This window comes from Kitasatospora sp. Ki12, from assembly GCF_054601375.1.
The window spans coordinates 1,388,104-1,402,635 of sequence record NZ_BAAIHT010000003.1; the positions used below are offsets into that span (position 1 = coordinate 1,388,104).

Below are 14,532 nucleotides of genomic sequence, written 5' to 3' on the forward strand. Positions count from 1 at the left end.
CCCGGTGGGGAAGCCCGGAAGGGGATCCCGGAGACGGGGTCCCGGGGCTGCCAATACGTTGGAGCGGCTGTGGCGGCCGAGTGGGGTGCGCACCGCCGTCGCGCTCCCGGCGCCCGGAGGCGCCGATCGTACGAACTGGCCGAGAGTCCTCACCACCTCGGTGGGAGGGGGCCAGAACCCCATCCTCCGCCGGTACGGACAGTCACGTCAAGAGTCTTCCGTCCGCTTTTATGGCGACTTTTGATGACGCTGGGTAATGTATATGCCTTGGGGCCCGCTGCGGGCCCCCGTCCACCCTCGTCCGAACCGGGCGGCTCAGCCCTCGATCGGACGCCCCTTCGGCTCCTCCACGATCCGCCGGGCGATCTCGGCCGGTCGCACCGGGCGGCCGAAGTGCCAGCCCTGCGCCCAGTCGCAGCCGATGGTCCGCAGCCGCTCGGCGTCCCTGGCGGTCTCCACACCCTCGGCCGTGACGTTCAGTCCGAGCGTGTGCGCCATCGACACCAGACCGCTGACGATCCGCCACCCGGTGGACTCGTCCTTGCCCGGCTCGTGCAGATCGCCCACGAAGGACCCGGCGATCTTCAGCCCGGAGACCGGAAGGTCGCGCAGGTAGGCGAGGTTGGACCAGCCGGTCCCGAAGTCGTCCACGGCCAGCGACACCCCGAGGTCGACCAGCCCGTGCAGGGTGCGCAGCGCCTCGTCCTCGGGCCCGACCACGGTCGACTCGGTGATCTCCAGCTGCAGCCGGGCCGGGTCCAGCCCGCTGCCGTCCAGGATCCGGCCGAGGTCGCCGACCAGCCCGGCGTTGCGGGCCTGGCGGACCGCCAGGTTGACGTTGAGCTGCGGCGCCGCGTCGCCGAACCGCTTGATCCAGTCCGCGGCCTGACCGCACGCCTGCTCCAGCACCCAGCGGCCGAGCGGCATGATCAGCCCGGTCTCCTCGGCCGTGGTGACGAACTCGTCCGGGCCGAGCACGCCGAGCTGCGGGTGACGCCAGCGCACCAGCGCCTCCACGGCGGCCAGCCGGCCGTCCGCGAGCCGGTACAGCGGCTGGTAGTCGATGAAGAACTCGCCGCGGTCGAGGGCCGCCGGCATCCGCACCGACACCGCATAGCGGCTGACCGCGCGGGCGTTCTCCTTGGGGTCGAACAGCGTCCAGCGACCGCGGCCGGCCTCCTTCGCGCGGTACAGCGTGAGGTCGGCGGCCCGGACGGCGGCGCCCGGGGTCGTCGTGGACACCCGCCGCTCCAGCACGCCCACGCTGGCACCCACCGCGAGCTTGTGGTCACCGATCAGCACCGGCCCGTCCAGCGCCCTGAGCACCGTCTTGGCCGCCGCCACCGCCTCCTGCTCACCGCGGCACTGCTCCAGCAGGACGACGAACTCGTCACCGCCGAGCCGGGCCACCAGGTGGCCGAGCGGGGTCAGGGCGGCCTTCAGCCGGGCGGCGACCGCGGACAGCAGCTGGTCGCCCATGTCGTGTCCGAGGCTGTCGTTGACCACCTTGAAGCCGTCGAGGTCGACGTAGCAGAGGCCGAAACGGGCGCCCGGCTCCGGATCCTCGAACAGCGTCTCCAGCCGCTCGAAGAAGGCGGCGCGGTTCGGCAGGCCGGTCAGCGGGTCGTGGGTGGCCTGGTGGCGCAGCCGCTCCTGGAGCCGGTACCGGTCGGTGACGTCCTCCAGCATCGCGACCTGGTACTGCGGGGCGCCGTCGTCGTCGCGGATCAGCGAGACGGTCAGGTGGGTCCAGACCACCTCGCCGTCCTGCCGGTAGTACGGCTTGTCGAACTGGAAGTAGTCCCGCTTGCCGCTGATCAGCTCCTCGTACGCCTCCCACACGCCCGGGGTGTCCTCGGGGTGGACGAGGTCGCCGACCCGGCGGCCGATCATGTCCGCCGGGCCCGCGCCGAACAGCTCCTGCAGGGCCTTGTTGACGGCCATGATGTTGCCGTCGGTGTCACCGATGCCGATGCCGATCGCCGCGCTCTCGAACAGCGCCCGGAACCGCGCCTCGGAGGCGCGCAGCGCCCGCTCCGCCTCCTTGCGGGCGGCGTCGGCGGCCGTGCGGATCGCCTCCTGCTCGCGCAGCGTGCGCTCGCGCAGGGCGGCCGCCCAGCCGGCCGCGAACGCGCCGGTCAGGGCCGGGCCGCGGTCGTCCGCCAGCCGCTGCGCCTGGAGCAGCTCGACCGCCCGGGCCAGCAGCACCGGGTCGGTGAAGTGCGCGTCGACCAGCTCGGCGCCGGCCTGCGTGGCCAGCCTCGGCTCGAACGGGGTGTCCCCCTGGGCGCGGTGCAGCAGCGCGGCGGTCCGCGCGACCAGCCGGTTCAGCAGGTCGGGGTGGACGGCGATGCCGTGGTCGGCCGAGAGCAGCCGGGCCCACTCCTCGTGGAACCGCTCGGCGTCGCCGCGTACCGGGGTGCCGCTCATCGGCGCACCCCGGGCCCGTCGTGCCGGCCGGACGCCGCGTGTCCGAGCGCGGGCACCGGTGTGCCGCCGCGCTCGCCGCGGACCGTGCCGCCGTGCTCGCCGCCGGCCGTGCCGCCGTGCGCGGGCAGCGCCGGTCTCCCGGCGGCCGCCGCGCCGGGCGGGCGGCCGTCGGTGTCTCGTCCGTCCCGTCCGCTCAAGGGCGGAACCCCACGCCCGCCACCCCGGTCATCCGCTCGGGGTGCTCGCCGACCGACTCCGGCTGGTCCGGGCGCCACTGCGGCAGGTAGACCACGCCCGGCTCGACCAGGTCGAAACCGGCGAACATCGCGGTGATCTGCTCGTGGGTGCGCATGGTCAGCGGGGTCGGCGTCATCCGGTAGAGCTTCTGGTGGTCCTCCGCCTGGTCGGGGCGGCCCTCCAGGGACGCGTGCGAGAGCACCAGCGCGCTGCCCGGGAGGAGGGCGTCCCGGATCACGCCGATCAGCTTGCACGGGTCCTCGTCGTCACTGACGAAGTGCGCGACGGCCACCAGCAGCACGGCCACCGGCTCGCCCTCCGCGAGCAGTTCGGTGACCTCGGGGCGGGCCATCAGGTCGTCGACGTCGCGCAGGTCGGCCTGGACGACGGAGCTGGCCGGGTCGCCCTCCAGCAGCAGCCGGCTGTGTGCGACGGCGACCGGGTCGCGGTCCACGTAGACGACCTTCGCCTCGGGGCGGATCGCCCGGGCGATCTCGTGCACCGCGCCGAAGGTCGGGATGCCGGAGCCGATGTCGAGGAAGCGGGTGACGCCCTGCTCGGCGAGGAAGGTCACGGCGCGGCGCAGGAAGGCCCGGTTGGAGCGCATGATCTGCGGCAGCTCCGGCCACAGGGCCAGCGCCTTGCGGGCCATCTCCCGGTCGACCTCGAAGTTGTGCGAGCCCCCCAGGTAGTAGTCGTAGACCCGCGCGGCGTTCGGTTTGTCCAGGTCCGTGCCCTCCGGTACCCAGCTCGGTCGCCGCATGCCTGTGACTCCTTCACTCCGGTTACGGGAAGGCAGTGCCGCCAGGGCACTCCTGTGACAGATGAGACTACAAGCACAGAAGATCCTCCTCCGCACCTCGAACGGGTGCAAGCGGAGTGCCGGACTCCCAAGGGGCTCCCGGGGGACTCCTGGGGGACTCCTGGAGGCTTCCCGGGGGCCGACGGGCGGGTCGACGGGCGCGTCGTCCGACCTGCGGGATGGCGGGGGCGCGACCCACAATGGGCGTGATGACCGGAGGCCGTCATGACCGGAGGCATCGAGGACTACGCCCTCATCGGCGACCTGCAGACCGCCGCCCTGGTGGGCCGGGACGGATCGGTCGACTGGCTCTGCCTGCCCCGCTTCGACTCCCCCAGCTGCTTCGCCGGGCTGCTCGGCGACCAGCGCCACGGCGCCTGGCGGATCGCCCCGGCCGGCGCCGCCGAGTGCCACACCCGCCGGTACCAGGGCGACAGCCTGGTCCTGGTGAGCGAGTGGCAGGCCCCCGACGGGCGGGTGCGGATCACCGACTTCATGCCGCAGCGCGGCCAGGACGGGCAACGCGACCCGCAGCTGATCCGGATCGTGGAGGGCCTCGACGGCACCGTCCCGATGCGCGGCGCCCTGCGGCTGCGCTTCAACTACGGGCGGATCGACCCGTGGGTCCGGCGCACCGGGCACCACCGGGTCGCCGTCGCCGGGCCCGACTCCGCCTGGCTGCGGGTGCCACCGGGGGTCCACACGTACGGACTGGACGGCGTCACCACCTCGGAGTTCACCGTCACCGCCGGGCTCCGCGTGCCCTTCGTCCTCACCTGGCAGCCCTCCCACCTGGCCTCCGCCCCGCGCACCGACCCCGAGCAGGCGCTGCTCGCCACCCTCGACCGGTGGCAGCGCTGGGCGTCCGGCTGCCGCTACCGGGGCGAGTGGCGCTCGGCCGTGCTGCGTTCACTGCTCACCCTCAAGGCGCTCTCCTACGCCCCCACCGGCGGGATCGTCGCGGCCGCCACCTCCTCCCTGCCGGAGCGGATCGGCGGCCCGCGCAACTGGGACTACCGCTTCTGCTGGCTGCGCGACTCCTCGATGACGCTCTCCGCCCTGCTGCGCGGCGGATTCCGGGAGGAGGCCGCCGCCTGGCGACGCTGGCTGCTGCGCGCCATCGCGGGAGGCCCCCGGCACGTCCAGACCGTGTACGGGGTCGCCGGGGAGCGGGTGCTCGGCGAGACCACCGCCGACTGGCTGCCCGGGTACGAGGGCTCGCGGCCGGTCCGGTTCGGCAACGCCGCCGTCGACCAGCTCCAACTCGACGTCTACGGCGAGGTGGTGGACACCCTCCACCTCGCGCTGCTGGCGGGCCTGCCGATGGAACGGCACGTCTGGACGCTGCTGCGCTCGCTGATGGACCACCTCGAACGGCACTGGCGCGAGCCGGACGAAGGACTGTGGGAAGTACGCGGCGGGCGGCGGCACTTCGTCCACTCCAAGGTGATGTGCTGGGTGGCCGCCGACCGCGCCGTCCGGCTCGCCGAGACCACCGGACTGCCCGCGCCGGCCGACCGTTGGCGGGCGCTGCGCGACGCCGTCCACGCCGACGTCTGCGCGCACGGCTACGACCGGCAGCGCGGCGTGTTCGTCCAGCACTACGGGGGGCGGGGGCTGGACGCGGCCACCCTGTTCGTGGTCAAGACCGGCTTCCTGCCGCCGGACGACCCCCGGGTCGTGCGCACCGTGGACGCCGTCCGGGACGGGCTCGACCACGGCGGGCTGGTCCGCCGCTACCGGGCCGGCACCCACGGCGACGGGCTCCCGGGCGGCGAAGGCGCCTTCCTGGCCTGCTCGTTCTGGCTCGCCGACGCGCTCGCCGCGATGGGACGGACGGACGAGGCGCGGGCGCTGTTCGCGCGGGTGGTCGGGCACGCCAACGACCTCGGACTGCTCTCCGAACAGTGGGACCCGCATGCCAGACGCCAACTCGGCAACACACCACAGGCGTTCAGCCATGTGGCGCTGGTCAACACCGCCTTCGCACTGGCCGAGCCCGGGTAGCGGCGACGGGCGGGAAGCCACGGACGGGACAGCCGCGGGCGGGGCCGCGGCACGACCACGGAAAGGCCTGCCGGGGCGGCGCGGTACGGGGATAGGGTGAGTGCGTGGACCCCAACCGCTACCGCTTCCGGGTCGTTTGGCGGCTCGCGGCACCGGCGCGCGCCGTGTACGCGGCGCTGGAGGACGTCCGGAGTTATCCGCTGTGGTGGCCGGAGATCCGCGAGGTCCGGCCGACCGGCGACGAGACCGGGGAAGTCGTGGTGCGCGCGCTGCTGCCGTACCGGCTGGTGATCGGCCTGGAGACGCGCCGGCGGGACCCGGTGGCCGGAGTCCTGGAGGTCGCGATGCACGGCGACCTGAACGGGTGGTCACGGTTCACCGTCACCCCGGACGACGGGGACGGTGCCGGCAGCCGGGTGCTGTTCGAGGAGGACACCCGGCCCGGGAAACCGCTGCTGCGCCGTCTGGCCCTGCCGCTGCACCCGGTGTTCCGGGCCAACCACGCGGTGATGATGCGCCGGGGGCGGCGCGGGCTGGCGGCGCATCTGACGGCGGGCGGGCGGACGACGTTCAGATGACAGCTGACAGATTTCAGATTTCGAAATCTGAAATCTGTCAGCTGAAAGTTGTCATCTGTCAGTTGTCATCTGTTAGCCCTACGCCCCCGGGAAGAGCCACCGCCGCAGCGCCCGGGTCACCACCGGCAGCGCCGCGTACGTCATCAGCACGCTGATCAGCGGCGCGGTGACCAGCGGTCGGACGGCCACCGGCAGGCCCGTCAGGTGCGGCCCGATCAGGACCGCGGAGGCCACGACCAGTGGCGCGATGGCGATCGTCGAGGCCACCGCCATCCGCCAGCGCACCGGCGGCCGGCGCTGCGCGGCGCCCGGGGTGGTGGCGAACCAGCCCTCCATCCCGTGGATCTCGTGCCGGTGCACCTCGTGGTGGTGGCCGTCCGCCTTGGCGAAGCAGGCCGCCCGCACCGGGGAGTCCTGCCAGGAACGGAACGCCTCGGTGTCCCGGAAGTGCAGCAGCAGGTGCCAGGGTTCGTCCGGGCCGGACGGGCGCAGCAGCCCGGTGCCGAGGTTGCCCGCGTGCTCGGTGGCCGCGGCGAGGATGCCCTCCGCCCACCGCTCGAAGGCCTCCTCGTACCCCGGCTCCACCCGCCGCGCCACGAACAGCGTGACCTCCTCGCCCTGCTCGGTCGGCCCACCGACCGCCCCCCGTACCGTCGCAGCCATCCTCGCCGCCCCTCTCCCCGGTCTCCCCGACCGTCCCCGTTGGCGCGTCGTTCGCGCGTCCCCGCCGGCCCAGCGGCCGCGAGCCGCCGGGCAGCCTACGGGCCGCCCGGTGATCCGCCCACCCGCGCCCGAACCGTGGGACGCCACGGCGCCACAAGCCCTAACGTGGCCGGAGCGTCCCGACGCACCGGAGGCCCGCCCATGACCGCCCCACCCGCCACGCCCACCGGCCCCACCGACCCCGCCGACCGGCCCGGCCCCGCCGAGGGCTTCGACTTCGTCGCCCCCTTCGACCGCTCCGGTACGGGCAGCAGCAAGTGGGCCCGGGCCGGGGACCCCGGGGTGATCCCGATGGGCCTCGCCGACATGGACCTCCCCGGCCCGCCCGCCGTCGCCCGGGCCCTGGCCCGGCGCGCCCGCCACCACGCGTACGGCTACACGGTGTGCGACCCGTCCGGCCGCACATTGGTGGCCGACTGGTACCGCGCCCGGCACGGGGTCGAGGTGGATCCGGACTGGGTCCTGCTGCTGCCCTGCGGCCCCCGCACCGCCCTGCGCGTCCTGCTGGAGACCGTCCGGCCGCAGACCGCGCCGTACCCGCCCGTCCTCTTCCCCGCCCCCGAGTGGGGCGGATTCGCCCAGCTCTGCCGCGCCGCGCGGCTCCCGTACCGGGAACTGCCGCTGCCCGTCGGCCCGGACGGCTACCAACTCCCGGACGGCCCGTTCCCCGGCCCGGCCGCCGCCGTGCTGCTCAGCAGCCCGCACAACCCCTCCGGCCGGGTCTGGCCGGCGGACGGGCTGCGCGCGCTGGCCGGACGGGCGGCGGAGGCGGGCGCGCTGCTGGTCTCGGACGAGGTGCACGGAGACCTGACCCACCCCGGGCACGTCCACCCCGTCGCCGTCACCACCGTCGACCCGGCCCACCGGAACGGCGTGGTGACCCTGAACTCGGTGGGCAAGACCTTCAACTGCTCGGGCATCCCCAGTGCCTTCGCGCTCGTTCCCGACCCCGCGCTGCGCGCCCGGTTCGGCGAGGCCCTGGCGGGCTACGGCCTCTGGGAGGGCGGGCTGGTGGAGCAGACCGTGCAGCACGCGGCGCTGCGCGAGGGCGGCCCGTGGCTGGACGCGCTGCTGGCCCACCTCGCCGCCGCCCGTACCCGGCTGACCGACCGGCTCGGGCCCGCCGTCCGCTCCGCCCCGCAGGCCTCGTACCTGCTCTGGCTGGACGCCGCCGCCCTCGGCCTGCCGCCGGCGGCGGCCCGGCGGGCGCTGCTGGAGCGCTGCGGCCTGGAGGCTTCCGACGGCGGCGATTTCGGCCAGGCCGGCCACGGTTCGCTGCGGCTGAACTACGCCCTGCCGGGCTCGGTGCTGGACACCGTGCTGGCCCGGCTGGAGCGGCTGGGGCGGCTCGACGCTGGGCCCGCCATCCGCCCGTGACTCCGGCTGCTGCGCGAGGCACGTGCCGGGCCGGGAACGCCGTGCGCACGCTTGCGCACGGACCGCTCCCGGCCCCGGTTTCACCCGTTCGCTGCGCCCCTGACCTGCGGAAACGAACATTCACGCGATTTTTGCGGAGCGCCGCCGCATGCTCCGTAGCAGACTGGGCAAGGTAGACCGGGCCGCAATCGTGATCCCGAGGATGGTGAGTCCGGTGATACCGACATCCCCCGCCACTCCGCCCGACCGGCAGAGCGCACCGCCGCCCCCCACGGGGGTGACCCCGCTGACCGAATCGGGGGCGCGCAGCCACGTGTCGGGTGTCTGTTTCAAGATCGGACCGCCCCGGCTGGTGGGGGTCGAGGTCGAGTGGTTCGTCCATGACGATCGATGTCCCACCCGGCCCGTCAGGCCGGAACTGCTCCACGCCGCACTGGAGTCGCTGCCCCTCGGCGGCACCGACGGCACCTCGCTCCCCTCCGGTTCGCGCCTCACGCTCGAACCCGGCGGACAGGTCGAGCTCAGCTCCCCGCCCGCCACCGGCCTCGTGGCCTGCGTCGAGGACACCCGACGCGATCTGACCGCCCTGCGGGCCGCCTTCGCGGCGCAGGGCCTGCGCCTCACCGGCACCGGGACCGACCCGCTGGCCCGCCCCCGGCGGATGGTGCTGGACCACCCCCGCTACCTCGCGATGGAGCGCTTCTTCGACTCCGCCGGGCCCTGGGGCCGGATCATGATGACCGGTACCGCGTCGGTGCAGGTGTGCCTGGACGCCGGCGACGCGGACGGTCCGCAGGCGGTGGAACGCCGCTGGCAGCTGGTCCACCGGCTGGGCCCGGTGCTGATCGCCGCCTTCGCCAACTCCCCGCTGCTGGACGGCCGCCCGACCGGACACCGGTCGACCCGGCAGACCGTCTGGTCCCGGATGGACCCGACCCGCACGCTGGCCCCGGACCCGGACCACGGCGACCCGCGCGAGGCCTGGGCGCAGTACGTGCTGGACGCCGAAGTGCTGTGCGTACGAAGGCCGGAGGGGCTGCCGTGGACGGCGCCGCCGGGACTGACCTTCCGCGAGTGGATCCGCGGTCGCGGCGAACGCCCGCCCACGCTCGCCGACTTGGACTACCACCGCACCACCCTCTTCCCGCCGGTACGCCCGCGCGGCCACCTGGAGCTGCGGATGATCGACGCCCAGCCCGGGGACGGCTGGGTGGTGGTCACCGCGCTGGTCACCGCACTGCTGGACGACCCGGTGGCCGCCGACACCGCGCTGGCCGCGCTGGAACCGCTGGACCCCTCCGGCCGGCCGGAGGGCAAGGACGGTCCGCGCCCGCCCCGCAGCGACGCCTGGCGCCGCGCCGCCACCCTGGCGGTGGCCGACCCCGAGCTGCGCCGCGCCGCCCTCACCTGCTTCGCCGCCGCCGACGCCGCGCTGGGCCGCCTGCCCGGCGCCGGGCGGTTGCGCACCGCCGTCGCCGAGTTCGCCGAGCGCTACCCCGCGCGCGGCCGCTGCCCGGCCGACGACCAGCTGGACGCCCTGCGCTCCGGCACCCGACGCACTCCCATGGAGGAGGCCGCACCATGACCGACGTCCGACCGAACGGCCCGACCGCGGCTCCCGCACCCCGCACCGGTCCCCGCACCGCCACCGACCCCGGGGCCGCCCGCGGGATCGAGGCCGCCCGCGGCATCGAGGACCTGCGCGAGACCATCGCCGACGAGCTGCTGGCCGCCCGCGCCCGGACCGCCGCGCTGACCGACTGCGTCGGGGACGGCGACCTCACCGCCCAGCACTCCCCGCTGATGTCCCCGCTGGTCTGGGACCTCGCGCACATCGGCAACCAGGAGGAGCTCTGGCTGCTGCGCAACGTCGGCGGCCGCGACCCGATGCACCCGGAGATCGACGGGCTCTACGACGCCTTCCAGCACCCCCGGGCGGAGCGCCCCAGCCTGCCGCTGCTGCCGCCCGCCGAGGCCCGCGCCTACTCCCACGAGGTGCGCGGCCGGGTGCTGGACCTGCTCGCCGCCAGTCCGCTGGAGGGCGCTCCGCTGCTGGAGGCCGGGTTCGCGTTCGGGATGATCGCGCAGCACGAACAGCAGCACGACGAGACGATGCTGATCACCCATCAGCTGCGCAGGGGCGAGCCGGCACTGGCCGCTCCCCCGCCGCCGCCCGTACCGGCGGACGCGGCCGCGCTGCCCGCCGAAGTCCTGATCCCGGCGGGCCCGTTCACCATGGGCACGGACACCGAGCCGTGGGCGCTGGACAACGAGCGCCCGGCGCACACCGTCGACCTGCCGGCCTTCCTGCTGGACACCACGCCCGTCACCAACGCCGCCTACCAGCGCTTCATCGCCGACGGCGGCTACGACGAGCCGCGCTGGTGGACGCCGGAGGGCTGGGAGCACCGGCAGCGCGCCGGGCTGACCGCCCCGCTGTTCTGGCAGCACCGGGACGGCGAGTGGCTGCGCCGCCGCTTCGGCGCGGTCGAACCGGTGGTGCCGGACGAGCCGGTGCTGCACGTCAGCTGGTACGAGGCGGACGCGTACGCGCGGTGGGCCGGGCGGCGGCTGCCGACCGAGGCGGAGTGGGAGAAGGCGGCCCGGCACGACCCAGCCACCGGCCGCTCCCGCCGCTACCCCTGGGGGGACCAGGCGCCCGGCCCCGAGCACGCCAACCTCGGCCAGCGCCATCTGCGCCCGGCCGGGGCCGGCAGCTACCCGGAGGGCCGGTCCCCGTACGGCGTCCGGCAGCTGATCGGCGACGTCTGGGAGTGGACGGCCAGTGACTTCCGCCCGTACCCGGGCTTCCGGGCCTGGCCGTACCAGGAGTACTCGGAGGTCTTCTTCGGCCCCGAGTACAAGGTGCTGCGCGGCGGCTGCTTCGCGGTGGCGCCGGTCGCCTGCCGCGGCACCTTCCGCAACTGGGACTACCCGATCCGGCGGCAGATCTTCGCCGGGTTCCGCACCGCCCGTGACCTGGGCGATGCCTGATGTGCCGTCATCTTGCCTACCTGGGTGAACCGTTGGCGCCACGGGAGCTGCTGGTGCAGCCGCCGTACGGGCTGCAGCGGCAGTCCTGGGCGCCCCGGACGCAGCAGTACGGCACGGTCAACGTGGACGGCTTCGGCCTCGGCTGGTACGCGGACGGCGACGAGGTCCCGGCCCGCTACCGCCGGACCGGGCCGATCTGGGCGGACGCGGCCTTCGCCGACCTCGCCCGGGTGGTCCGCACCCGGGCGCTGCTGGCCGCCGTGCGCTCCGCCACCGAGGGCTGCGCGGCGGGCGAGAACGCGGCCGCGCCGTTCGGCGCCGGGCGCTGGCTGTTCAGCCACAACGGCGCGGTGGCCGGCTGGCCCGGCAAGCTGGACGCCCTGGCCGCGCTGCTGCCGCCGGCCGAGCTGCTGGAGCTGGAGGCGCGCACCGACTCGGCCCTGCTGTGGGGCCTGACCCTGCACCGGCTGCGGGCCGGCGCCGGGCTCGGCGAAGCGCTGGCGGGCACCGTCGCGGACGTCACCGCGCACACCACCGGTCGGCTCAACCTGCTGCTCACCGACGGCACCGCGCTCGCCGCGACCACCTGGGGCGACACCCTGCACCACCGCACCCTGCCCGGCCTCGGCACGGTGGTGGCCTCCGAGCCGTACGACGACGCACCGGACTGGACGGCCGTCCCGGACGGCTCGCTGCTGCTGGCCGACGGGAACGGCGTCGCCGTGCACCCGCTCCCCGGCCGCGACTGACCCCACTGTCCCTTCATCTTCTGAACAGAGGAACCACCCTGTCATGGACACCTTCGAACTCACCCGACTGCTGCCCGCCGACCACTTCAGCACCACGCTGCGCCAGGACGTCCAGCACGGCCTGACCGCCGAACCCAAGTGGTTGCCGCCGAAGTGGTTCTACGACGCGCGGGGCAGCGAGCTGTTCGAGGAGATCACCCGGCTGCCCGAGTACTACCCGACCCGCGCCGAACGGGCCATCCTGACCGCCCGGGCCGGCGAGATCGCCGCCGCCACCGGGGCCCGCACCCTGGTCGAGCTGGGCTCCGGCTCCTCCGAGAAGACCCGGCTGCTGCTCGACGCGCTGCGCGGGCTCGACACCCTGGAGACGTACGTCCCGGTGGACGTCAGCGAGAGCGCGCTGACCGCGGCCGGCAGCGCGCTGGCCGCCGAGTACCCCGGACTGGCGGTGCACGGCGTGCTGGCCGACTTCACCGCCCGGCTCGGCCTGCCCCCGGAGGGCGGCCCGCGCCTGGTCGCCTTCCTCGGCGGCACCCTCGGCAACCTGCTGCCCGAGGAGCGCGCGGCCTTCCTGCGCGGCCTGCGCGGCTCCCTCGACCCGGGCGACTTCCTGCTGCTCGGCACCGACCTGGTCAAGGACCCGGCGGTCCTGGTCGCCGCCTACGACGACTCCGCCGGGGTGACCGCCGAGTTCAACCGGAACGTGCTCAACGTGCTCAACCGCGAGCTGGGCGCCGACTTCGACCCGGACGCCTTCGAGCACGTCGCGCTCTGGGACGCCGAGCGGGAGTGGATCGAGATGCGGCTGCGCTCGCTGCGCTCGCAGACCGTGAAGATCCCGGCGCTGGACCTGCCGGTGCACTTCGCCCGCGGCGAGGAGCTGCGCACCGAGGTCTCGGCCAAGTTCCGCCGCGAACGGGTGGCCGACGAGCTGGCGGCGGCCGGGCTGCGGCTGAGCCACTGGTGGACGGACCCGGCGGGCCGGTTCGGGCTCTCGCTCTCCGCCCCGGCGTAGCGGAGGCCGCCGGCGAGCGCCCGGGAGCGCACCAGGCACACGCCGGACCCGTGCCGGGGAGCTCAATTTGGTTGTTCACCTTACGAATCCTAGGAACCAGATTGAGCCACTAGGTGTACAAGAGTTAAACGATTGGGGTTACGATTTCGGCTACGAACTCAGCGTTGAGTACCAGGAGTCAGAGATCGTGAGCGTCACCCAGCAGCCCTCCGGGGCGGTCGAGGCCCCCGCGCCCGGCCGCCTCGGCTTCGTCGTCTTCATCACCGCCGCCGCCGCACTCGGCGGCTTCCTGTTCGGCTACGACAGCTCCGTGATCAACGGCGCCGTCTCCGGAATCCAGGCGAAGTTCGGCGTCGGAAGCGGCGTGACCGGTCTGATCGTCTCCTCGGCCCTGCTGGGCTCGGCGATCGGCGCCGCGATGGCCGGACGGTTCGCCGACCGGTACGGCCGCATCAAGGTCATGAAGGCCGGCGCCCTGCTGTTCGCGGTCAGCGCGGTCGGCTCGATGCTGCCGTTCTCCGCCTGGGACCTCGCCTTGTGGCGTGTCCTCGGCGGCGCGGCCATCGGCATCGCCTCGGTGATCGCCCCGACCTACATCGCCGAGGTCGCGCCGACCAAGTACCGCGGCCGCCTCGCCTCCTTCCAGCAGGCCGCGATCGTGCTCGGCATCGCGATATCCCAGCTGGTCAACTGGCTGCTGGCGCAGGCCGCCGGCGACGACACCCGCGGGCAGCTGCTCGGCCTGGAGGCCTGGCAGTGGATGCTGGGCATCTGCGTCCTGCCGGCCGTCGTGTACTTCGTGCTCGCCTCGGTCATCCCCGAGTCCCCGCGCTTCCTGATCCAGGCCGACCGCCTGACCGACGCCCGCAAGGTGCTCACCCAGGTCGAGGGCGAGGGCGTGGACACCGACGCCCGGATCGCCGAGATCCGCTCGCTGATCGACTCCGACCACCGCCCGCGCTTCCGCGACCTGCTCGGCGGCCGGTTCGGCCTGCTCCCGATCGTCTGGGTCGGCATCGGCCTGTCGGTCTTCCAGCAGCTGGTCGGCATCAACGTGATCTTCTACTACTCGTCGATCCTGTGGCAGTCGGTCGGCATCGACCAGAGCAACTCGCTGCTGATCAGCTTCATCGGCTCGGTCATCAACATCCTCGGCACCGTGATCGCGATCGTGCTGGTCGACCGGATCGGCCGCAAGCCGCTCGCCCTGATCGGCTCGGTCGGCATGGCGGTCTCGCTCGGCGCGGCCGGCTGGGCGTTCTCCGCGGCCACCGGCAGCGGCGACAACCTCACCCTGCCCGACCTGCAGGGCACCGTCGCCCTGATCGCCGCCAACGCCTTCGTGCTGTTCTTCGCGATGTCCTGGGGCGTGGTCGTCTGGGTGATGCTCGGCGAGATGTTCCCGAACCGGATCCGCGCCGCCGCGCTCTCCGTCGCCGCCTCCGCGCAGTGGATCGCCAACTGGGTGATCACCGTCTCGTTCCCGTCCATGTCGCGGTGGAACCTGTCGGCGACCTACCTGATCTACGCCGCCTTCGCGGCGCTCTCCGCCCTCTTCGTGGCGAAGTACCTGAAGGAGACCAAGGGCATCCGGCTCGAGGACATGGGCTGACAGCCCGG

12 protein-coding genes are annotated in these 14,532 nt (G+C 74.0%); 8 read left to right on the plus strand and 4 right to left on the minus strand.

Annotated features, from left to right (window positions below):
* Window positions 1–315: 315 nt before the first annotated feature.
* From ACYP53_RS36700 to ACYP53_RS36710, 3 genes are read right to left on the minus strand one after another with little or no spacing between them, the layout of a single operon-like run.
* Window positions 316–2,430 (minus strand): putative bifunctional diguanylate cyclase/phosphodiesterase, encoded by a 2,115-nt coding sequence (locus tag ACYP53_RS36700; protein WP_189913668.1) that lies wholly within the window; start codon window positions 2,428–2,430, stop codon window positions 316–318.
* A complete protein-coding gene (locus ACYP53_RS36705) occupies window positions 2,427–2,627 on the minus strand; it encodes a hypothetical protein (RefSeq protein WP_459650597.1) in 201 nt (66 codons plus the stop codon). The genes ACYP53_RS36700 and ACYP53_RS36705 overlap by 4 nt, the downstream gene beginning before the upstream one ends.
* Window positions 2,624–3,430 carry an SAM-dependent methyltransferase gene (locus ACYP53_RS36710; RefSeq protein ID WP_459650598.1) on the minus strand — a complete coding sequence of 269 codons (807 nt, stop codon included), beginning with the start codon at window positions 3,428–3,430 and terminating at the stop codon, window positions 2,624–2,626. The genes ACYP53_RS36705 and ACYP53_RS36710 overlap by 4 nt, the downstream gene beginning before the upstream one ends.
* A 264-nt stretch (window positions 3,431–3,694) precedes the next feature.
* On the opposite strand from ACYP53_RS36710, the gene ACYP53_RS36715 reads away from it, so the two are divergent.
* A complete protein-coding gene (locus ACYP53_RS36715; RefSeq protein ID WP_189913671.1) occupies window positions 3,695–5,476 on the plus strand; it encodes a glycoside hydrolase family 15 protein in 1,782 nt (593 codons plus the stop codon).
* A 104-nt stretch (window positions 5,477–5,580) separates the two neighbouring features.
* Window positions 5,581–6,054 (plus strand): SRPBCC family protein, encoded by a 474-nt coding sequence (locus tag ACYP53_RS36720; RefSeq protein ID WP_459650599.1) that lies wholly within the window; start codon window positions 5,581–5,583, stop codon window positions 6,052–6,054.
* Between the two features lie 78 nt (window positions 6,055–6,132).
* Here ACYP53_RS36720 and ACYP53_RS36725 read toward each other — a convergent pair whose 3' ends face one another.
* A complete protein-coding gene (locus ACYP53_RS36725; protein WP_189913673.1) occupies window positions 6,133–6,717 on the minus strand; it encodes an antibiotic biosynthesis monooxygenase in 585 nt (194 codons plus the stop codon).
* Between the two features lie 201 nt (window positions 6,718–6,918).
* On the opposite strand from ACYP53_RS36725, the gene ACYP53_RS36730 reads away from it, so the two are divergent.
* The 6 genes from ACYP53_RS36730 to ACYP53_RS36755 all read left to right on the plus strand — a co-directional run bounded on the left by ACYP53_RS36730 (window position 6,919) and on the right by ACYP53_RS36755 (window position 14,524).
* Window positions 6,919–8,154 (plus strand): aminotransferase class I/II-fold pyridoxal phosphate-dependent enzyme, encoded by a 1,236-nt coding sequence (locus ACYP53_RS36730; RefSeq protein WP_459650600.1) that lies wholly within the window; start codon window positions 6,919–6,921, stop codon window positions 8,152–8,154.
* Between the two features lie 313 nt (window positions 8,155–8,467).
* Entirely contained in the window at window positions 8,468–9,739 is a 1,272-nt protein-coding gene (gene egtA, locus ACYP53_RS36735; RefSeq protein WP_229928285.1) for an ergothioneine biosynthesis glutamate--cysteine ligase EgtA, read from the plus strand.
* The gene (egtB, locus tag ACYP53_RS36740; protein ID WP_459650601.1) at window positions 9,736–11,148 is read left to right on the plus strand and encodes an ergothioneine biosynthesis protein EgtB; all 1,413 of its coding nucleotides are present in this window, start codon (window positions 9,736–9,738) and stop codon (window positions 11,146–11,148) included. Before egtA ends, egtB begins: the two co-directional genes overlap by 4 nt.
* Window positions 11,148–11,897 (plus strand): ergothioneine biosynthesis protein EgtC, encoded by a 750-nt coding sequence (gene egtC, locus ACYP53_RS36745; protein WP_459650602.1) that lies wholly within the window; start codon window positions 11,148–11,150, stop codon window positions 11,895–11,897. The genes egtB and egtC overlap by 1 nt, the downstream gene beginning before the upstream one ends.
* A 43-nt stretch (window positions 11,898–11,940) precedes the next feature.
* A complete protein-coding gene (egtD, locus tag ACYP53_RS36750) occupies window positions 11,941–12,912 on the plus strand; it encodes an L-histidine N(alpha)-methyltransferase (RefSeq protein ID WP_189913678.1) in 972 nt (323 codons plus the stop codon).
* A gap of 187 nt (window positions 12,913–13,099) precedes the next feature.
* On the plus strand, window positions 13,100–14,524 hold the full coding sequence (locus tag ACYP53_RS36755) for a sugar porter family MFS transporter (RefSeq protein WP_229928286.1): 1,425 nt from the start codon (window positions 13,100–13,102) through the stop codon (window positions 14,522–14,524).
* Window positions 14,525–14,532 lie beyond the last annotated feature (8 nt).